The organism is Variovorax sp. LG9.2 (assembly GCF_035018885.1).
Classification (GTDB): domain Bacteria; phylum Pseudomonadota; class Gammaproteobacteria; order Burkholderiales; family Burkholderiaceae_C; genus Variovorax.
This window is the reverse complement of sequence record NZ_JASJXB010000009.1, coordinates 38,059-56,251: the sequence shown is the minus strand read 5'-3', so window position 1 is coordinate 56,251 and position 18,193 is coordinate 38,059. Positions and strand designations below refer to the sequence as shown.

General features: G+C 62.5%; 20 protein-coding genes and 2 pseudogenes. 18 read left to right on the top strand and 4 right to left on the bottom strand.

From position 1 onward, the window contains the following. Window positions 1-100: 100 nt before the first annotated feature. Window positions 101-1,480 carry a chromosomal replication initiator protein DnaA gene (dnaA, locus tag QN413_RS11635; protein ID WP_323496766.1) on the bottom strand — a complete coding sequence of 460 codons (1,380 nt, stop codon included), beginning with the start codon at window positions 1,478-1,480 and terminating at the stop codon, window positions 101-103. A gap of 322 nt (window positions 1,481-1,802) precedes the next feature. Between dnaA and rpmH the strand changes: the two genes are divergently transcribed. The 7 genes and pseudogenes from rpmH to QN413_RS27335 form a co-directional block, all read left to right on the top strand. Next, window positions 1,803-1,937: a 50S ribosomal protein L34 gene (gene rpmH, locus QN413_RS11630; protein WP_007834827.1), complete on the top strand. Its 135-nt coding sequence runs from the start codon at window positions 1,803-1,805 to the stop codon at window positions 1,935-1,937. Between the two features lie 80 nt (window positions 1,938-2,017). Next, complete coding sequence (locus QN413_RS11625; RefSeq protein WP_323496759.1) at window positions 2,018-2,407, top strand: ribonuclease P protein component; 390 nt, start codon at window positions 2,018-2,020, stop codon at window positions 2,405-2,407. Beyond that, window positions 2,404-2,691 (top strand): membrane protein insertion efficiency factor YidD, encoded by a 288-nt coding sequence (gene yidD / locus QN413_RS11620; protein ID WP_323496758.1) that lies wholly within the window; start codon window positions 2,404-2,406, stop codon window positions 2,689-2,691. The genes QN413_RS11625 and yidD overlap by 4 nt, the downstream gene beginning before the upstream one ends. A 2-nt stretch (window positions 2,692-2,693) precedes the next feature. Further along, the gene (yidC, locus tag QN413_RS11615; protein WP_323496891.1) at window positions 2,694-4,385 is read left to right on the top strand and encodes a membrane protein insertase YidC; all 1,692 of its coding nucleotides are present in this window, start codon (window positions 2,694-2,696) and stop codon (window positions 4,383-4,385) included. Between the two features lie 93 nt (window positions 4,386-4,478). Then, complete coding sequence (gene mnmE / locus QN413_RS11610) at window positions 4,479-5,885, top strand: tRNA uridine-5-carboxymethylaminomethyl(34) synthesis GTPase MnmE (protein WP_323496757.1); 1,407 nt, start codon at window positions 4,479-4,481, stop codon at window positions 5,883-5,885. Window positions 5,886-5,971: 86 nt separating this feature from the next. Further along, on the top strand, window positions 5,972-6,439 hold the full coding sequence (locus tag QN413_RS11605; RefSeq protein WP_187053739.1) for a Crp/Fnr family transcriptional regulator: 468 nt from the start codon (window positions 5,972-5,974) through the stop codon (window positions 6,437-6,439). 119 nt (window positions 6,440-6,558) lie between these two features. Continuing rightward, window positions 6,559-6,627: pseudogene (locus tag QN413_RS27335) on the top strand (zinc-ribbon domain-containing protein); the annotation flags it as partial. Window positions 6,628-6,992: 365 nt separating this feature from the next. On the opposite strand, the gene QN413_RS11600 reads toward QN413_RS27335, so the two are convergent. Continuing rightward, window positions 6,993-7,211: a hypothetical protein gene (locus tag QN413_RS11600; protein WP_323496756.1), complete on the bottom strand. Its 219-nt coding sequence runs from the start codon at window positions 7,209-7,211 to the stop codon at window positions 6,993-6,995. A 154-nt stretch (window positions 7,212-7,365) separates the two neighbouring features. Here QN413_RS11600 and QN413_RS11595 point away from each other — a divergent pair, with 154 nt between their 5' ends. Both QN413_RS11595 and QN413_RS11590 read left to right on the top strand, forming a co-directional pair. Continuing rightward, window positions 7,366-7,602, top strand: coding sequence for a hypothetical protein (locus tag QN413_RS11595; protein WP_323496755.1), 237 nt, complete (start codon window positions 7,366-7,368; stop codon window positions 7,600-7,602). 346 nt (window positions 7,603-7,948) lie between these two features. Beyond that, a complete protein-coding gene (locus QN413_RS11590; protein WP_323496754.1) occupies window positions 7,949-8,521 on the top strand; it encodes a hypothetical protein in 573 nt (190 codons plus the stop codon). Between the two features lie 16 nt (window positions 8,522-8,537). On the opposite strand, the gene QN413_RS11585 is transcribed toward QN413_RS11590, so the two are convergent. After that, window positions 8,538-10,523, bottom strand: coding sequence for a cation:proton antiporter (locus QN413_RS11585; protein WP_323496753.1), 1,986 nt, complete (start codon window positions 10,521-10,523; stop codon window positions 8,538-8,540). Window positions 10,524-10,571: 48 nt separating this feature from the next. Between QN413_RS11585 and QN413_RS11580 the strand changes: the two genes are divergently transcribed. The 4 genes from QN413_RS11580 to QN413_RS11565 are packed head-to-tail and all read left to right on the top strand — an operon-like array spanning window position 10,572 to window position 13,573. Further along, complete coding sequence (locus tag QN413_RS11580; RefSeq protein ID WP_323496752.1) at window positions 10,572-11,573, top strand: KpsF/GutQ family sugar-phosphate isomerase; 1,002 nt, start codon at window positions 10,572-10,574, stop codon at window positions 11,571-11,573. After that, window positions 11,573-12,121 (top strand): KdsC family phosphatase, encoded by a 549-nt coding sequence (locus QN413_RS11575; protein ID WP_323496751.1) that lies wholly within the window; start codon window positions 11,573-11,575, stop codon window positions 12,119-12,121. The genes QN413_RS11580 and QN413_RS11575 overlap by 1 nt, the downstream gene beginning before the upstream one ends. Further along, window positions 12,118-12,768 carry an LPS export ABC transporter periplasmic protein LptC gene (gene lptC, locus QN413_RS11570; RefSeq protein ID WP_323496749.1) on the top strand — a complete coding sequence of 217 codons (651 nt, stop codon included), beginning with the start codon at window positions 12,118-12,120 and terminating at the stop codon, window positions 12,766-12,768. The genes QN413_RS11575 and lptC overlap by 4 nt, the downstream gene beginning before the upstream one ends. Window positions 12,769-12,796: 28 nt before the next feature. Further along, window positions 12,797-13,573 (top strand): SDR family oxidoreductase, encoded by a 777-nt coding sequence (locus QN413_RS11565; RefSeq protein ID WP_323496748.1) that lies wholly within the window; start codon window positions 12,797-12,799, stop codon window positions 13,571-13,573. 50 nt (window positions 13,574-13,623) lie between these two features. Here the strand turns inward: QN413_RS11565 and QN413_RS11560 are convergent, their stop codons facing one another. After that, on the bottom strand, window positions 13,624-14,130 hold the full coding sequence (locus QN413_RS11560; protein ID WP_323496747.1) for an RNA-binding protein: 507 nt from the start codon (window positions 14,128-14,130) through the stop codon (window positions 13,624-13,626). Between the two features lie 381 nt (window positions 14,131-14,511). Here QN413_RS11560 and metX point away from each other — a divergent pair, with 381 nt between their 5' ends. From metX to QN413_RS11535, 5 genes and pseudogenes are all read left to right on the top strand, one after another. Further along, window positions 14,512-15,747, top strand: coding sequence for a homoserine O-acetyltransferase MetX (gene metX, locus QN413_RS11555; protein ID WP_323496746.1), 1,236 nt, complete (start codon window positions 14,512-14,514; stop codon window positions 15,745-15,747). A 19-nt stretch (window positions 15,748-15,766) separates the two neighbouring features. Beyond that, entirely contained in the window at window positions 15,767-16,351 is a 585-nt protein-coding gene (gene metW, locus QN413_RS11550; RefSeq protein ID WP_323496745.1) for a methionine biosynthesis protein MetW, read from the top strand. Between the two features lie 55 nt (window positions 16,352-16,406). Then, window positions 16,407-17,210: a 2-oxo-tetronate isomerase gene (gene otnI, locus QN413_RS11545; RefSeq protein WP_323496744.1), complete on the top strand. Its 804-nt coding sequence runs from the start codon at window positions 16,407-16,409 to the stop codon at window positions 17,208-17,210. Between the two features lie 49 nt (window positions 17,211-17,259). Beyond that, window positions 17,260-17,382, top strand: a pseudogene (locus QN413_RS11540) (IMPACT family protein); the annotation flags it as partial. Window positions 17,383-17,631: 249 nt separating this feature from the next. Continuing rightward, a complete protein-coding gene (locus QN413_RS11535) occupies window positions 17,632-18,171 on the top strand; it encodes a bactofilin family protein (RefSeq protein WP_187053727.1) in 540 nt (179 codons plus the stop codon). The last annotated feature ends 22 nt before the right edge of the window (window positions 18,172-18,193 follow it).

Genomic DNA, 18,193 nt, shown 5'->3' with positions numbered 1-18,193 from the left:
ACAACTGCCCGCTTGTGCCGGAACTGTCCCCAGAGTTGTCCTTTGACAGTCTTGCTTGAATCTGTGATGACAAATAGATCATGGTTTCGATGCTCGCTTTTCAACCCTTGAGCGTCTGCTCGAGCACATGCAGCTGCTGATTGAGCTCGGTCAGTTGCTGGCGCTCGCCAGAGATCTTGCGCACAGCGTGCAGCACCGTCGTATGGTCACGCCCACCGAAGAGTTCTCCGATCTCAGGAAGGCTCTTCTGGGTCAGTTCCTTGGCCAGGTACATCGCGATCTGCCGTGGCCGCGCAATAGAGGCCGGGCGCTTCTTGCTGTACATGTCGGCGACCTTTATCTTGTAATAGTCGGCCACCGTCTTCTGTATGTTCTCGACAGAGATCTGCCGGTTCTGTATTGATAGCAAATCGCGCAGGGCTTCACGTGCCAGTGCGATCGAGATCTCTTTCTGGTTGAAGCGCGAGTAGGCGAGGATCTTGCGCAGCGCGCCTTCAAGTTCACGAACGTTGGAGCGCACGTTCTTCGCGACGAAGAATGCGACCTCTTCCGGCATTTCAGCTGACTCGGCACGGGCCTTGTTGATAAGGATGGCGACGCGCATCTCCAGTTCAGGTGGCTCGATGGCGACCGTCAAACCCGAATCGAATCGTGAAACAAGGCGCTCGTGAATGTCGGCCAGGCCCTTCGGATAAGTGTCGCTTGTCATCACGATGTGCGACTTCTTGGCAAGCAAGGCCTCAAATGCATTGAAGAACTCTTCTTGCGTTCGGTCCTTGTTGGCAAAGAACTGGACGTCGTCTATGAGCAGCAAGTCGAGCGAGTGATAGCGCTCCTTGAACTCGTCGAAAGTCTTGCGTTGATAGGCCTTAACCACATCCGACACGAACTGCTCGGCATGGATGTAGAGAACTTTGGCGTCGGACCGGTCGGCGAGCAGTTTGTTGCCGACAGCATGCATCAAGTGGGTCTTGCCCAAGCCAACACCGCCGTAGATGAAAAGCGGGTTGTACAAGTGGCCCGGCATGCCGGCAACGTGCATGGCAGCGGCACGCGCCATTCGATTGGCGGTCCCTTCGACCAGCGTGTCGAAAGTGAGGCCGGAGTTGAGTCGGTTCTTGAAAGCAGCCGCGGCTGGATCTTCTCCTGGCCCAGCGACGTCGCGCGGTACATCGGTCTCGGACATCACCGCCATTGGCGTAGAGCGAACGGGCATTTCACGCGGAGCGAGCGCTAACTCAATAGCTACAGGCTGGCCATACATTTTCTCTGCCATCGACGCGATCTTGCCCGCGTACTGGGCACGAATCCAGTCCAGCTTGAAGCGGTTTGCGACGAACACCGTCATGCGCGAAAGATCGTCCGCAACCTGTGCAGTGAGCGGTTTAATCCAGGTATTGAATTGTTGCTCCGAAAGCTCCTGGGCGAGCTGATCGACGCAGGCCTGCCACAGGCTTTCACCAATGCCGTCAGTCGACATGGGTGCTGTAAATGGTGGTGAATCCCTCGGGCATTCTCTTGTCTTTGTATTGTGGATATTCTCTGCGGCGAGCGCCCGACATTCTAACTTGTCAAAACCTTATCCACACCCCTGAAGACACCTGGAAAGGTCATGAGAAGGTTGTAAGGAATGCCGCTGGAGCGCAGGGACAGCAGGCAGTTGTAGAGCATCGAGAGCAACGCCAAAACAAGTGATCATTGTTGCTCAGACAAATGTTTGCGATAATCGCGGGTTTCCCTGAAAACCCTTTGTGTGTTTCGGGGGGCTCGGCACCCTGTCGGGCATATCAGGAAGAACCATCATGAAACGCACTTACCAAGCATCCAAAGTCCGCCGCGCCCGTACCCACGGTTTTCTGGTCCGCATGAAGACACGCGGTGGCCGCGCCGTCATCAACGCGCGCCGCGCCAAGGGCCGCAAGCGCCTGGCTGTCTGAAACCGGTCCGCGCGCCACTGCCGGACCGTCGAGATTTCGATCCGTCGGCCCCGGTTGCTGGTGCGTCGAGATTGCTTTCCATGCAGCGGCTCCAAACCCGCGCGCAATTCCAAGCCGTGCTCGCAGGTTCCACCGTGGCGCGCACTCCTCACTTTGCATTGCACCGTTGCCCGCTCGATGTGCCGGCCGGTGAAGCCGCGACCCTGTTCGATGTACAAGACGTCTGGCTCGGTGCCATGGTCCCCAAACGATGGGCAAAACGCGCGGTGACCCGCAACGCCATCAAACGCCAGATCTACAACGTGAGTGCAGCGCCGGAAGTTACCCTGCCGGTAGCGGCGCACGTCGTTCGCTTGCGCTCCGGCTTCGATCGCAAGGAATTCGTCAGCGCGACCTCCGAAAAGCTCAAGGCTGCTGTGCGGCTAGAGCTACAGCAGCTTTTGAAGCGGGCGGCAGGGGCAAGAGCATGATTCGTGGCGTGCTGATCTGGCTGGTCAAGGCTTACCGTTTGCTGTTGAGTCCCTGGCTCGGCGCCTCGTGCCGCTTTACACCCACTTGCTCCGTCTATGCGATCGAAGCACTCGAGGTCCACGGCGCAGCGCAGGGCAGCTATTTCACTTTGAAGCGTCTTGTTCGCTGCCAGCCCTTCTGCGCTGGCGGACACGACCCAGTTCCCACCAAAGGCAAGCGCCCATGCGACCCAACCAGGTCACTGTTCGCTGGTCTGTTTCCCGACAAGAAGTCTTCGCCATGAACATGCTCGATATCCGCCGAACCATCCTCTGGGTGATATTTGGCTTTTCACTGGTGTTGTTGTGGGACCAATGGCAAGTCTTCAACGGCAACAAGCCGACGTTTTTGCCCTCGGGCAAACCGACGGTGGCTGCAAATGCGCCTGCCACCACCGGCGCAACCAATGGTGTGCCGACAGCCTCGTCTTCTACTTCGGGCGCGGCAGGCGCGGTGCCGACGCAAGCCGCAGCGCCTGCTTCGAACGAACGCATTGCCATCACCACCGACCTCTTCAAGGCTGACATCGACAGCCAGGGCGCGACCGTCGATCACCTCGAACTGCTCAAGTACGAAGACAACGGCGATCGCAGCAAGCATGTCGTGTTGTTCGAAGACGGCTCGCCAGCCACGCGTTACGTTGCCCAATCCGGCCTGATCAACCCCGTTGACAGTGGCGACAGGTTTCCGAACCATCTGACGCCGATGGCCGTCAAATCAGGCCCGCATGAGATGGCCGATGGCCAGAACGCGCTTGAAGTGACCTTCGAAAGCAAGCCCGTCGGTGGTCTGAAGTACATCAAGACCTACATCTTCAACCGCGGAAGCTATTCGATCGGCGTGCGCCACGAGGTCGTCAACGTGAGCGATCAGCCACGTGACGCGCAGCTCTATCTGCAACTGGTGCGCCACGGCACGGTGGCCGCAGGCACGATGTTCGGCACCAATACGTTCACAGGCCCGGCTGCTTATACGAACGAAAAGAAGTTCCACAAGCTCGACTTCAAGGACATCGCCAAGGGGAAGGCCGAGCCACCGCCAGCCGCAAATGATGGTTGGGTCGCGATGGTCCAGCACTACTTCGTGTCGGCCTGGCTGTTGACGGGGGCAGGCGGCGACCAGTTGAAGCGTGAATTCCGTGTTCGCGATCTGGGCGACAACCTGTATTCGATCGCCATGGTGGCCGCCTTGCCAAAGATTGCTCCCGGGACCACGCAGGTCGTCAGCAGCAGCTTGTTCGCTGGCCCTGAAATCGAACGCACGCTTGAAGCGACTGCGCCTGGCTTGGACCTGGTCAAGGACTACGGCATCTTCGCCATCATCTCCAAGCCGCTCTACTGGTTGCTCAACGAGATCCACGCACTGCTGGGCAATTGGGGTTGGTCGATCGTCGCGCTGGTGGTGTTGCTGAAGGCAGCGTTCTATTGGCTCAATGCCAAAGCCTACGCCAGCATGGCCAAGATGAAGTCCATAAGCCCGAAGGTCACTGAAATGCGTGAGCGGCTGAAAGACAAGCCGCAGGAGATGCAGCAAGAGATGATGCGCATCTACCGCGAGGAAAAGGTCAATCCGATGGGTGGCTGCGTGCCGATCGTCATTCAGATCCCGGTGTTCATCGCGCTGTACTGGGTGCTGTTGTCGTCGGTCGAAATGCGCCATGCGCCGTGGATTGGCTGGATTCATGACCTTTCGGCGCCAGACCCCTGGTACATCCTTCCGGTCGTGATGACCGGCACCTCGTTGTTTCAGACTTGGCTCAACCCGACCCCGCCCGATCCGATGCAGGCCAAGTTGATGTGGATCATGCCGCTGGCCTTCAGCGTGATGTTCATATTCTTCCCGGCCGGTCTGGTGCTTTACTGGATCACCAACAACACCTTGTCCATCACACAGCAGTGGTTCATTAACAAGCGCCTCGGCGTATTGGGGAAAAAGTAGCCGCGGCGCACATACCCAACCTTGAAGGGCCGCAAAAGCGGCCCTTTTTTGTGAGCGCTCCGAACGTGCTCCAAGAACTGAAAGAATCGCGCCATGCTGTCTCGCACGAACGATCCGATCGTCGCCGTCGCCACTGCGCCGGGGCGCGGCGCTGTGGGGATCGTCCGCGTATCGGGCGCGCGCCTGGCGCCACTGATCAACGCGCTGTGCGGACGCGAACTCAAGCCGCGCGAAGCGACCTACCTGCCGTTTCGGGACGCGCGGGGTGAGCCGATCGATCGTGGCCTGGTGATTCATTTTCCGGCGCCGCACTCGTTCACCGGGGAAGACGTGCTGGAGCTGCAAGCGCATGGTGGCGCGGTGGTGCTGCAACTGCTGGTCGCGCGCTGTCTCGAAGCTGCGACGGAGATCGACGCGGCGACGAGTCTTCCGAGGCTGCCCCATCTTCGTATTGCAGAACCTGGCGAGTTCAGCCAGCGCGCCTTTTTGAACGGCAAGATCGATCTGGCGCAGGCCGAAGCGATTGCGGACCTGATTGACGCCAGCACTGAAGCGGCGGTGCGCAGCGCGTCGCGATCCCTTTCGGGCGAGTTCTCGCGCGAGATTCACAGCTTGCGCGATGCGCTGGTCAATCTGCGAATGCTGGTGGAGGCCACGCTGGACTTTCCGGAAGAAGAGATCGACTTTTTGCAGAAGGCAGATGCCACGGGGCAACTCGATTCATTGCGTGCACAAGTGACCGCAGTGCAACGGCGTGCACGCCAGGGCGCGTTGCTGCGAGAAGGGATTAAGGTGGTGATTGCCGGCCAACCTAATGCAGGAAAAAGCTCGTTGTTGAATGCACTGGCGGGCGCCGAGCTTGCCATCGTGAGCGCGGTGCCCGGCACTACGCGGGACGTCGTCTCGCAAACGATTCAGATCCACGGCGTGCCCGTGCACGTTGCCGACACCGCGGGCCTGCGCGACAGCACCGACGAGGTCGAACAGATCGGCGTCGCGCGTGCCTGGGGTCAGATCGAAGGCGCCGACGCGGTGCTTTTTCTGCACGACCTGACGCGCGCGGATACCGACATCTACGCAGCGGCGGACCATGAAATTCTTCAGGGCCTGCAAGCCAAGCTTTCATCGTCGGTACCCGTGGTCAATGTCTGGAACAAGCGGGATGCGGTCGCGAACACGCACCCTCGCTCCGGAATCATGTTGTCAGCCAAGACCGGCCTCGGCGTCGGGGCGCTACGCGACAAACTGCTCGAAGTTGCCGGTTGGCAGGCGGTGCCCGAAGGGACCTATCTGGCGCGCGCCCGACACGTGCAGGCGCTCGAGCGTGTGAGTGGGCACCTCGGCATCGCCAACGAGCATCTGCTTGCGCGGGCGCAGCAACTCGATCTGTTGGCTGAAGAGCTGCGCCTTGCGCAAAATGCGTTGAACGAAATCACTGGCGAGTTTGGGGCTGACGATTTATTGGGTGTGATTTTTTCCCGCTTTTGCATTGGAAAGTAGTAGCCAACCGTGTGCAAACGTGACATTTGTCGCTGTTCCGGCAGGCACTCCGCCATACTGCGCCACCTAACGCAGGTGTTGAAGCCATGTCATCCACCATCCAGGATTTGTGCCGCGCCGTCTCGCAAAACACGAGCTACGACGCCTTTGCGCCAGCGCTGACGCCGCCGCAATGGGAAATGCTTGCCAGCTATTTGCAAGTGTCCGACCTGGCCGTAGGCCAGGTCCTGATCGACCAAAACGCGCACGACCGAACTCTGTTCTTCATCGAGAGCGGTGCACTCAGTGTCCACCTCATCGGCGACAAGGGGCAGATGCAATTGGCCATCCTCAACCCCGGCTCGGTCGTGGGAGAAGGTTCGTTTTTCTCGCGCCTGCCACGCTCTGCCAACGTGGTGGCAACCGGTCCGGCTCGCGTCTGGAGACTGACGGCAATCCGCTTTTCCGAGATGTCGAATCGGCAACCGGGACTGGCGCTGGAGCTGGTGCTGGCTTTAGGTGCAGTGATCGCCAGGCGCATGGTGAACAAGCCGAAGCGAGTCGCGGTCACCTGAGCTCATCAGGCCGGAGTCTTGCGCAGCCGGCGCGCGTCAGCAGTAACAAGCCTGAATCGGGTGATGACAGCCGACAGACCGCGGTTTAACATAGTTACAAAGATACTTTGGGGTGCGATATGGCTGTGGTATGTCCCGCGTGCGGCACCGAAAACCGAGACGGCGCCAGATTTTGTAAGGGTTGCGGCGGCAGGCTGACGTCGGGTTCCACGCTGCGCGCAGAAGCAGCGCACGTGAGCGAATGGCCTGCTACCGAGCCCGCGCCGCTGGAGACAGGGAAATTGCCAGCCAGTCCGCTGGAACGTGGAAGTCCTGCGCCCATACGACCGACTACTCCCGCTGTGCCATTCGAGGACGAAAGAACCGTCATCGTCAACGCCGCTGCGCGCTCGAAGCACCAGCCCGAGGACGTGACTCTTCTAAAGCCATCCATGGCGGAATCGACGCTGTTCGCTGCCTCGGCGCCTTCATCGCTTTCTTCCTCTCTACCTTCCTTGCCACCCGGCCCGCCTCGATCGACTTTCGTCGCAGCGGACGACGCCGTTGCGCACCGTCATCCGGAGGCGCCGCTGACTTTGCCTGAGCCGAAATCTTCCAGCGGCGCAGGAATCGGCGTGATCGTGCTGTTGGCGGCCATCGTTGCAGGCGCTGGCTGGTACTGGTTTTCAGGCCGGGGTCCAGTAACAGAGGTTTTGCCGGCGGCGGTGCCAGCGGCAGGCGCACCGGCCGCTACGGGCGCTGTTGAACCGGCGCCGCCAGCGGAAATAACCACGGCCGTCGCATCCCCTGCAGCCTCGGCGCCTGTGTCAGTCGCATCAACGGCGCAGCCGGCGCTTGGGACTTCCGAAACCCGCGCGGCACCCGCTCGCACCGCTGTAGCGACCGCATCTGCAAAGGCGAAGAAAGCTCAGGCACCCGCGCCTGTGGTGGCCGCCGCCGCGCCGGTCACGGCGGCGCCGACGCCGGTTCCGGCACCTGAGCCACCACCGCCACCGCCGGCCGCCCCGCAGGCGGAATGCGCCGGGCGCAATTTCATCGCCATGGCGCAGTGCATGGTCAATCAATGTGCCAAGGCCGAATTCAAATCGCACCCGCAGTGCGATGCAGTAAGAAAGCAACAGCGGATCGACGAAGAAAAGCGTAACCCGAGCATGGCCAATTGAGCTGCGCCGACAACGCCTGCCACACCGACCGCGCTGGTGCCGCCGGCGTATGGCGAGCATGTAAAAGGTAGCGACGTCGATGTTGTGCGCAGCATGCTCGAAGCAGGTCGATGACAAGGCGCCGTTTTGCGACGCATGCGGTGCTGCGCTGGGCCCCCGCTCGCAGCGCGCCCGGACGGTCGCTGCGTCTCTTGGTTCGTCTATAAATCAATCGACACCGCGTGGCACTGCCGACGGGAGACGGCACGCAGCGTTTGGTGTTGCCACGACGCTGCTCGCCCTGTTTGTCGCGGTGCTTTGGTGGCCGAGGCCTCTCGAGGTTTCTGCGGATGCGCTGCAGACCGCCATGCGCATCGCCATCGCGCGAGGCGACAGCCCGGGTCGAGATCCGATTTGCGTAGCCAACGGCTTGGCCTACGACCAGGAGCCCGTCAATGTCGAGATCGACAACGCAGCCACAGTGTCGTGGATGAACATCCTCGTGGCGGCCGGCTTGTATGCGGCGCCTGCCAACGGCGTCTCCGGCGGTGCTGTGTCGCAGGCGCTCCTGGTGTACCAGCCTTTGCCCTCACTGGCCGACTGGGCCGGCGCGCGACGCCTGTGCATAGCGCGCGCAGTCAAGCTGGAAAGCGTGGCCAACATCGGTCGTGTCGACGACATGCGGCTGCGTGGCAAGCCGTACACCGGCGTTCCAGCCGACGTTCGGTGGGTGCTCGACCAACCCGCACCGTGGCTCGACAACCCGGGCGTCGCTGAGGCGTTGGCACGCGAGCTGCCGACCTGGCGCAGTGCGCGCTGGCAACCGGCGGCGCAAGGATGGCAGTTGACGCAGCGCAAGAACTTCGTCCGCATCGACGAGCAGTGGGTGCCGGGGGATATCGCGGATCTGCCGCCGGCGCGCGCGGGCGCGGCGCTTTAAAGGCGTCGGTTTCCGTTCAACCCTTCTGCAGCCGTTCAACGGCCATCGCCAGATTCCCCGGTTTGCCCGACAGCACCAGCGTATCGCCGTCCAGCAGCACGGTGTCTTCCCCCGGTTCACTCGCCCGACCATCGTGCCGCCGAATGCTCGCCACTCGCACACCGAGCGCATGCAGCGCCAGCCGCGCCAGCGGCTGCCCGACCGCGCGCGCGCCTGAATTCAAAGTGAAGCTGTTGAGCCGCTCGTGGTCGAGTTCGTCCGCGTTGTCGTCGTCGGCGCCGTGGAAGTAGCCACGCAGCAGGTTGTAGCGCGCGTCGCGCAGGTCTTGCACCACGCGGATCACGCGCCGCATCGGCACGCCGACCAGCGCCAGCGCATGGCTCGCCAGCATCAGCGAGCCTTCGATCGCTTCCGGCACCACCTCGGTCGCGCCGGCCGCCTGTAGCTTTTCGAGATCGTGGTCGTCTTGGGTGCGAACGATCACCGGCACCTGCGGCGCGTGCGCACGTGTGTTGGCCAGCACCTTTAGCGCCCCGGGTACGTCGAGGTAGGTCACCACCACAGCGCTTGCACGTGCCAGCCCCGCGGCCATCAGCGCCTGCAGCCGCGCCGCATCGCCGAACACGACCGAATCGCCAGCCGCGGCGGCCTGCCGAACGCGGTCGGGATCGAGGTCGAGCGCCATGTACGGGATGCCTTCTCGTTCCAGGATGCGCGCCAGGTTCTGGCCGCAACGGCCGTAGCCGCAGATGATCACGTGCTTGGCGGTGTTGATGGTTTTGCGAGCGATCGAGGTCATTTGCAACGACTGCTGCAGCCAGTCGCTGGCCACCAGTTTTCGCACGATCGCATCGCTGTACATGATGATGAACGGCGTGGCCAACATCGACAGCACCATCGACGCCAGCACCGGGCTGGCCAACTGCGGCGGCAACAGCCCACGGCCCTGCGCCAGTGTCAACAGGACAAAGCCGAACTCACCAGCCTGCGCGAGGTAAAGACCGGTTCGCAGCGACACGCCGGCAGTTGCGCCCAACAAGCGCGCCAACAGCATCACCAGACCGAGCTTGAAGAGCAGCGGCAGCACGAGCAGCACCGCGACCAACGCCCATTTGTCCAGCACGATGTGCCAGTCGAGCGCCATACCGATGGTGATGAAGAAGAGCCCGAGCAGTACGTCGTGGAACGGCCGGATGTCGGTTTCGACCTGGTGCTTGTATTCGGTTTCCGAGATGAGCATGCCGGCGATGAAGGCACCCAAAGCCAGCGACAGCCCGGCGAATTCAGTGATCCACGCGAGGCCTAGCGTGATCAGCAACACGTTGAGGATGAACAGTTCTTCGCTGCGCCGCCGCGCGACGATCGTCAGCCACCAGCGCATCACGCGGGGTCCGCCGTAGAGCAGCACGCCGATCAAAAAGGTCGCTTTCGCCAGCGCGACGCCAAGGGCGGTGGCCAGCGCTTCGGGCGGCGCGCCCAACGCAGGAATCAGCACCAGCAAAGGCACTACCGCCAGATCCTGGAACAGCAGGACGCCCATCACGCGCTTGCCGTGTTCGCTCTCCAGTTCCAGCCGTTCGGCCATGAGCTTGACGACGATGGCGGTGCTGCTCATCGTAAGCGCGCCCGACAAGGCCAGCGCCGTTTGCCAGCCGAGTCGCCAGCCGACGGGCACCACCATGCTCAATACCAGCGTGCCGGCGGTCGCGATCGTCATCGTCAACAGCACTTGCAGCAACCCGAGCCCGAAGACGTGCTGCCGCATGGCCCGCAACTTGGGCAGGTTGAACTCGAGTCCGATGACGAACATCAGAAAGACCACGCCGAACTCGCCCAAGTGCTGGATGCCTTCGGTGTTTTGCGCAAAGGCGAACGCGTGTGGCCCGATCAAGACGCCTGCGCTCAGGTAGCCGAGCATCGGCGGCAGCTTTAGCATTCGGCAGGCCACCACGCCGATCACTGCGGCCAGCAAGTACAACAGGGCAAGCTCGAACGATGACATGGGCGGATGCTAGCAAGCACCATGCGCGCGGCCGATAAAATCCGGTCGATGAGTTCCCGCCCTCCCCTGGTCGCCCCGACCGACCCCGACAAGATGCTTGCTCGTGCCCGGACCACGTTCGACATCGAGGCGGCCGCCGTGCTCGGCCTGAAGAGCCGAATCGGCCCGAGCTTCGTCGAGGCGATCGACCTGATCCTGAACGTGCGCGGCCGCGTGGTCGTGATGGGCATGGGCAAGAGCGGCCACGTCGGCCGCAAGATCGCCGCCACGCTGGCATCGACCGGCACGCCGGCGATGTTCGTGCACCCGGCCGAAGCCAGTCATGGCGATCTCGGCATGATCAAGTCTGTCGACCTGGTGATCGCCATTTCGAACAGCGGCGAAAGCGATGAGCTCGCCGCCATCTTGCCGGTCGTCAAGCGCCAAGGCGTGCCGCTGATCGCCATGACGGGCCGCGCCGACAGCATGCTCGGCCGGCACGCCGACATCCTGCTGGACAGCGGTGTCGAGAAAGAAGCCTGCCCGCTCAACCTCGCACCCACCGCGAGCACCACCGCGCAAATGGCGCTGGGCGATGCCCTGGCGGTGGCCCTGCTCGACGCCCGCGGGTTCGGTACCGAAGACTTCGCGCGCTCGCATCCTGGCGGCGCGCTCGGCCGCAAGCTGCTCACGCATGTGGCCGACCTGATGCGCAGCGGCGACAACGTGCCACGCGTCACCCGCGACGCGAGCATGAGCGTGCTGATGCGCGAGATGAGTTCAAAGGGCCTGGGCGCTGCCGCCGTGGTGGATGCAGAGGGCCACGCCATCGGCGTCTTCACCGATGGCGATCTGCGCCGCCTGATCGAAACCGGCGCCGACCTGCGTGCGCTGACGGCGAGCGAGGTCATGCACCACACACCGCGCACAATCCGCGCCGATGCGCTGGGCGTCGAAGCGGCCGAACTGATGGAACAGCACCGCATTACCAGCGTGCTGGTCGTGGACGCCGACGGCTTGCTGATTGGCGCGCTCAGCATCAACGACCTGATGCGGGCGAAAGTCATCTGATGCCGTTCCCGTTCAAGGCCGAAACCCTGCTCGCCGCACAGGACATCCGCATCGCCTTCTTCGACGTCGACGGTGTGCTCACCGACGGCGGCGTTTACTTCACCGAAGAAGGCGAAACGCTCAAGCGCTTCAACACCCTCGACGGCTATGGCCTCAAGCTGTTGCGAATGGCCGGCATCACGCCAGCGGTGATCACCGGTCGCGACTCCAAGCCGTTGCGCGTGCGGCTGGCGGCACTCGGTATCGAACACGTACGCTTCGGCACCGAAGACAAATTGCCCGCGGCCGAGGCAATGCTCGCGGCGCTCGGATTCACTTGGTCGCAGGCCGCGGCCATCGGCGACGACTGGCCCGACCTGCCGGTGCTAGGTCGGGTCGCCCTTCCTGTCGCGCCAGCCAACGCGCACATCGAAGTTCTCGAGGTGGCGCTCTATGTCACCAAGGCACGCGGTGGCGAGGGCGCGGCGCGTGAATTCTGCGATCTGATGCTGACTGCAAACGGCCACTACCGCCGCTTGCTCGACGCCGCGCGCGGACCGGCCGCATGAAGTCGACCTGGGCGCTGCTGCGCGATGGTTTCGATCGCGTCACGATCTACCTGCCGATCATCCTGACTGCGGTGCTGGCACTCGGCACCTACTGGCTGGTGCGCAACGCGCCGCGTTTGATCGCCCCCACAGCCAAGGTGGCGCCGGTGCACGAACCCGACTACTTCATGCGCGGCTTCGTCATCAAGAACTACCTTGCCAACGGCGATTTGCGAAGCGAGTTGTTCGGCACTGAAGGCCGGCACTTCCCCGACACCGACACGCTCGAGGTCGACAAGGTCCGCTTGCGCTCGATTTCTCCGACCGGCTTTACCACGCGTGCCACTGCCAATCGCGGGCTCTCGAACGCCGACGGCAGCGAGGTCCAGCTCTTCGGCGACGCGATCGTCACCCGTGAACCGGGCAGCGCAGCCGGTGGTCAGCCGGTGCCCGAAATGCAGTTTCGTGGCGAGTTCCTTTACGCGTTTCTCGACACCGAACGCGTGACGTCGAACCAGCCCGTGACCCTCACGCGCGGCGCCGACAAGTTCACTGCCGACAACCTCGACTACGACAACATGACCGGCGTTGCCGTGCTGCGCGGCCGCGTGCGCGGTGTGCTGATGCCAGGCGCGAACCCGGCGCCGGCTGCCACCAAAAAACGCTGACCGTCTCTTGACCACCACTGGAACCGCCATGGCACCCCTTGTTTTCATCACCGGTGCATCGAGCGGCATCGGCCAGGCGCTGGCAGCGCGTTTCTACGAAGCCGGCTACAACCTCGCGCTGGTGGCCCGCCGCACCTCCGAGATCGAATCGTGGGCGCAAACCCGGCAACTGGCTACCGACCGCTTTCAGATCTATGGCGCGGACGTAGCGCAAATCGACAGCATCGTGGCGGCCGGCGCGGATTGCATCGCCTGTCAGGGCTTGCCCGACGTGGTGATCGCCAATGCCGGCATCAGTGTCGGGATCGACACCGCGCAGCGGGGCGATATCGACGTGCTGGCCCGCACTTTCGCAGTGAACAACATCGGTCTGGCAGCGACCTTTCATCCGTTCGTCGCCGCCATGGCGAAGCGCGGCAGCGGGCGCTTGGTTGGCATCGGCAGCGTCGCGTCAATTCGTGGGTTGCCGGGGCATGGCGCCTACTGCGCCAGCAAGTCCGGCGTCGTGGCGTATTGCGAAAGTCTGCGCGGCGAATTGCGACCGAGCGGCGTTAAGGTCGTCACGCTGTGCCCCGGCTATATCGACACGCCACTGACGCAAGGCAACCGCTACGGCATGCCCTTTTTGATGCAGGCCAGCGAGTTCGCGGACGCTGCCTTCAAGACGATCGAGTCCGGTACCAGCTACCGGGTCATTCCCTGGCAAATGGGCATGATCGCCAAGCTCATGCGCTTGGTGCCCAACGCGCTGTACGACCGGCTCGTGCAAGGACGCGGGCGGAAAAAGCGGCAGACGGAGAACTAACCATTCAAAAAGGCTCCCGAGGAGCCTTTTAGTTCTGAGCAACTTGCTGCTCAGTAGCCGCCGTTGCCACCGCCTCCGTAGCCACCACCACTGCCACCGCCGCTGCTACCGCCACCACCGCTGCGGCCACCACCGCCACCGCGTGGGCCAGCACCGTAAGGGCTGCGGAAACCACCATCGCCACCATCGCCACCACCGCCGCCGCTTCGGCCACCGCCACCGCCGTAGCCTCCTCCGCCACCACTTCCACCACCGCCGCCATATCCACCACCACCGGCGTAGCCGCCACCGCTGCGCGGAGGACGGGCTTCCATCGGCCGGGCTTCATTGACGACGACGCTGCGGCCGCCGAGCGGTTGGCCGTTCATGCCGTTGATGGCTGCTTGCGCTTCCGCGTCACTGCCCATTTCGACGAAACCGAAGCCCTTGGAACGGCCGGTATCCCGTTCCATCATCACCTTGGCGCTGGTCACCGCGCCGAACTGACCGAAAGCCTGTTCCAGATCACCGTCGCGGACCGAATACGGCAGATTGCCGACGTACAGTTTGTTGCCCATCGATGGACTCCTGATATCAACACAAACACAAAAGCGATGGAGCCCTGAAGGCGTGACCCAACGAACCGTTGTGTCGCGCGTAGCTGGCCGATCACCGAATTTGCCGCCCCGGAAGTTGGCGGGAGGCGTTTTTATTATGAGTGAAATCTCATAAATGCAACGAGGAATTTGTGTTTGTGTCTTGCGCTGCAACATTGGTGAAGTCAGCGCCCGCTTACAACATAGGCGTTCGGCGTGGTGCATGGTGCCGCCGCCCTGATAGCGGATGCGTTGCTATACTTTCCCGACGCGCCGATTTGCTTCCAGCTTGCGGGCGCTTAACAAATACTGCTAAAGACGGATGCCGGACCCGGCTCGTTTTTGGCGAGGCCGAGTTCTTTCATGATCGTTATTTCTCAGTTGATGTCGTTCACGGGGCCGCTTGCTCTGCGAAGCGGCGCGTCGATCAGCGATTACTCGCTTGCCTGGGAAAGCTACGGCAAGCTCAATGCCGACAAGAGCAACGCGGTGTTGGTGTGCCATGCGCTCAATGCTTCGCACCACGTCGCGGGCATGTACGAAGGTCAGGAGAAGTCGGAAGGCTGGTGGGACAACATGATCGGCCCGGGCAAGCCGCTCGACACCGATCGCTTCTTCGTCATCGGCGTCAACAACCTGGGCTCGTGCTTCGGCTCGACCGGTCCCATGCACACCGACCCGGCGACCGGCCGCATCTACGGCGCCGACTTCCCGGTGGTGACGGTCGAAGACTGGGTCGACGCGCAAGCTGCGTTGCTCGACCGACTTGGCATCCAGCGGCTCGCTGCCGTTATGGGCGGTAGCCTGGGCGGCATGCAGGCCTTGTCGTGGACCTTGCAATATCCGGAGCGCGTTGGTCATGCCGTCGTCATCGCCAGCGCGCCCAACCTCACGGCCGAGAACATCGCCTTCAACGAGGTCGCTCGCCGCGCCATCGTGACCGACCCGGACTTCAATGGCGGCCACTTCTATGAGCACGGCGTCATCCCGAAGCGCGGTTTGCGGATCGCGCGAATGATCGGCCATATCACCTACCTCAGCGACGACGTGATGAACGAGAAGTTCGGGCGAATGCTGCAGCCGCGGGCCCCCACGCTACCCGCTGCGCGTGGTTCGCTGTCCCCCGGGGGGGCGCTAGCGCCTCCGGGCGGCCCAGCGGCGCTCGGCGCCGTCAAAGGCGAGGCCGACCCGACGACTTATCGCTATTCGACGCAAGAGGTCGAATTCCAGATCGAAAGTTACTTGCGCTACCAGGGCGACAAGTTCAGCGAGTACTTCGACGCCAATACCTATTTGCTCATCACCCGCGCGCTGGACTACTTCGATCCGGCACGTGACCACGGCGGCAACTTGAGCCTTGCCTTGGCCCAGGCCACAGCCAAGTTCTTGTTGGTCAGCTTCAAGACCGACTGGCGCTTTTCGCCGGCCCGGAGCCGCGAGATGGTGAAGGCCTTGCTCGACAACCGTCGCAACGTAAGCTACGCCGAGATCGATGCGCCGCACGGCCACGATGCCTTCTTGCTCGACGATGTGCGCTACGTCGGCGTCGTGCGCTCCTACTTCGAGCGCGTCGCAACCGAGCTGGGGTCGCCGGCATGAGCGAACTTCTGAGCAACCCATGAGCGATAGCGACACCCAACAACTGATCGTCCGTCTGGTGCCTCACGGCGCGCGCGTGCTCGACTTGGGCTGCGGCGACGGTGCCCTGCTCGACCTGTTGCAACGCGAGCGTGGTTGCAGCGGCTATGGCGTCGAGATCGCCGACGGCAACGTGCTCAAGTGCATTCGCCGCGGTGTCGATGTCATCCAGCTCAATCTCGATGAAGGCCTGGCGATGTTCGACGACGCCTCCTTCGATGTGGTGCTTCAGATCGACACGCTGCAACATCTGCGCAATGCCGAAGTGATGCTGCGCGAGACCGCGCGCGTCGGGCGTATCGGCATCGTCGCCTTCCCAAATTTCGCGCATTGGCCGAATCGCTTGAGCGTGGCGCGTGGCCGCATGCCTGTGACGCGACGCCTGCCGTATCAGTGGTACGACACGCCCAATATCCGCGTTGGCACCTTCAAGGATTTCGAGGTGCTTGCCGGGAAGAACCAGCTGCGCGTGCTCGACTCTTTTGGCGTGCAGGAGGACCGTAAGGTACGCTGGATGCCCAATGCGCGCGCCAGCACGGCGGTGTTCAAGTTCGAGCGCGCCTGAGGCGACGCCGGCACGAAGACCAGCCACTGAACAACAACGAGACAGGAGTTTTTCCATGCCGAAATTCGCGGCCAATCTGAGTTTTCTCTACAACGAGCTTCCGTTTCTCGATCGCTTCGAAGCAGCGGCGAAAGATGGCTTCAAAGCGGTCGAGTACCTCTTCCCGTACGAGTGGCCAGAGGCCGATCTGGCAGCTCGATTGCGCGACAACGACCTGCAGCAAGTGCTCTTCAACGCGCCGCCGGGCGACTGGGATGGCGGCGAACGCGGCATCGCCTGCTTGCCCGGGCGCGAGGCTGATTTTCGCGCTGGCATCCACAAGGCCTTGGGCTATGCGAAGGCGCTGTCGTGCCCACGCATCCACGTGATGGCCGGCCTGGTACCCGAAGGCATAGAGCGCGACACCTTGCAGCCGACCTACATCGCCAACCTGCATTGGGCCGCGGTCGAGGCGGCGAAACAGGGCACTGGGTTGTTGATCGAGCCCATCAACACGCGCGACATACCGCGTTTCTTCTTGAACCGACAAGACCATGCGCACGAGATCATCGATGCGGTCGGCGCGCTCAATCTGCAAGTGCAGATGGACCTGTACCACTGCCAGATCGTCGAGGGCGACGTCGCGATGAAGTTGCGCAAGTACCTGCCGACCGGGCGCGTCGGGCATCTGCAGATCGCTAGCGTGCCCGAGCGCAACGAGCCTGATCAGGGCGAGCTCAACTACGCCTATCTGTTCGCGCTCATCGATGAGTTGTCGGCCAATGGTGGCTGGGACGGCTGGCTGGGTTGCGAATACCGGCCGCGCACCACGGCGCACGAAGGGCTTGGCTGGAAAACTTCGATGAAAGTCGTTCGGTGAACCGCATCGATGAAGGCATACGCATGAAGGTTTCTCCCTCGTCGAACTGATAACGGCGTTCACGCTCGCATCGCCGGTCCACAGCGAGCTGTTCGTCAAGAAGAGCCGCTTCGTGGGATGCGTGCAGCCCATGCCGGTTCGCAAGGCGGCGTTGGCAGTGTTGCAGCGGCTCGGCGACGCATCGCAAGGTCGTATCGGGTGGATTGGGTGGATCGATCGTGTCGAGGATTGAGCTCAGGGCACTACCCACCGGCCGCAGCATGCGGGCCAGGCGGCCGAGGCGTTCGATGGCAATCCCACGCAGCCAAAAGTATGCAACGCAGGCCCAGTCGTTTTATTCAGTTACTCAAAATTTGTCCAAGAAGCGCCGAACCGCCCGACTGCGTTCTTACGATAGGGGATCTTTCTAGAGGAGCTACCCTTGGCCACACAGTCCCCCTTCTTCGGCAAACGCACCGGCGACACCGATTCGCTCACTTCCCGTCCTGCTCCATTGGTCGGCACGCCGACCAATCTGTCGGGCAGCCCCGTGCATCCTTCGTCTCTCGTCAACGCGCAAGCCGCCAATGCCGCAGCCGGCGGCTCGCCGATGAAGGAAGGCGGCAGCAAGCTCACCGTCGGCCCCAACATCAAGCTCAAGGGCGTCGAGATCACCGATTGCGATACGCTGATCGTCGAAGGTCTGGTCGAGGCCACGATGGACTCGCGGGTGATGCAGATCGCCGAGCAGGGCGCCTTCAAGGGCTCGGCCGAGATCGACATTGCCGAGATCCATGGCCTGTTCGACGGCAACCTCACGGTGCGTGAGAAGCTCGTGATCCACGCCACTGGCAAGGTCACCGGCAAGGTTCGCTACAGCAAGATCGTGATCGAAGAAGGCGGCCAGCTGTCTGGCGAAATCAGCTTCGGTGCCTCGGGTGCCAAGAGCGTCGAGACCAACAAGCCGCTGCAATCAGCCTGATCCGGAAAGCTTTCACGAGCGT

Coding starts and splice junctions, on each gene's coding strand:
- dnaA (WP_323496766.1), bottom strand. CDS start 1,480: ATGTCGACTGACGGCATTGGTGAAAGCCTGTGGCAGGCCTGCGTCGAT.
- rpmH (WP_007834827.1), top strand. CDS start 1,803: ATGAAACGCACTTACCAAGCATCCAAAGTCCGCCGCGCCCGTACCCAC.
- QN413_RS11625 (WP_323496759.1), top strand. CDS start 2,018: ATGCAGCGGCTCCAAACCCGCGCGCAATTCCAAGCCGTGCTCGCAGGT.
- yidD (WP_323496758.1), top strand. CDS start 2,404: ATGATTCGTGGCGTGCTGATCTGGCTGGTCAAGGCTTACCGTTTGCTG.
- yidC (WP_323496891.1), top strand. CDS start 2,694: ATGCTCGATATCCGCCGAACCATCCTCTGGGTGATATTTGGCTTTTCA.
- mnmE (WP_323496757.1), top strand. CDS start 4,479: ATGCTGTCTCGCACGAACGATCCGATCGTCGCCGTCGCCACTGCGCCG.
- QN413_RS11605 (WP_187053739.1), top strand. CDS start 5,972: ATGTCATCCACCATCCAGGATTTGTGCCGCGCCGTCTCGCAAAACACG.
- QN413_RS11590 (WP_323496754.1), top strand. CDS start 7,949: ATGCGCATCGCCATCGCGCGAGGCGACAGCCCGGGTCGAGATCCGATT.
- QN413_RS11585 (WP_323496753.1), bottom strand. CDS start 10,523: ATGTCATCGTTCGAGCTTGCCCTGTTGTACTTGCTGGCCGCAGTGATC.
- QN413_RS11580 (WP_323496752.1), top strand. CDS start 10,572: ATGAGTTCCCGCCCTCCCCTGGTCGCCCCGACCGACCCCGACAAGATG.
- QN413_RS11575 (WP_323496751.1), top strand. CDS start 11,573: ATGCCGTTCCCGTTCAAGGCCGAAACCCTGCTCGCCGCACAGGACATC.
- lptC (WP_323496749.1), top strand. CDS start 12,118: ATGAAGTCGACCTGGGCGCTGCTGCGCGATGGTTTCGATCGCGTCACG.
- QN413_RS11565 (WP_323496748.1), top strand. CDS start 12,797: ATGGCACCCCTTGTTTTCATCACCGGTGCATCGAGCGGCATCGGCCAG.
- QN413_RS11560 (WP_323496747.1), bottom strand. CDS start 14,130: ATGGGCAACAAACTGTACGTCGGCAATCTGCCGTATTCGGTCCGCGAC.
- metX (WP_323496746.1), top strand. CDS start 14,512: ATGATCGTTATTTCTCAGTTGATGTCGTTCACGGGGCCGCTTGCTCTG.
- metW (WP_323496745.1), top strand. CDS start 15,767: ATGAGCGATAGCGACACCCAACAACTGATCGTCCGTCTGGTGCCTCAC.
- otnI (WP_323496744.1), top strand. CDS start 16,407: ATGCCGAAATTCGCGGCCAATCTGAGTTTTCTCTACAACGAGCTTCCG.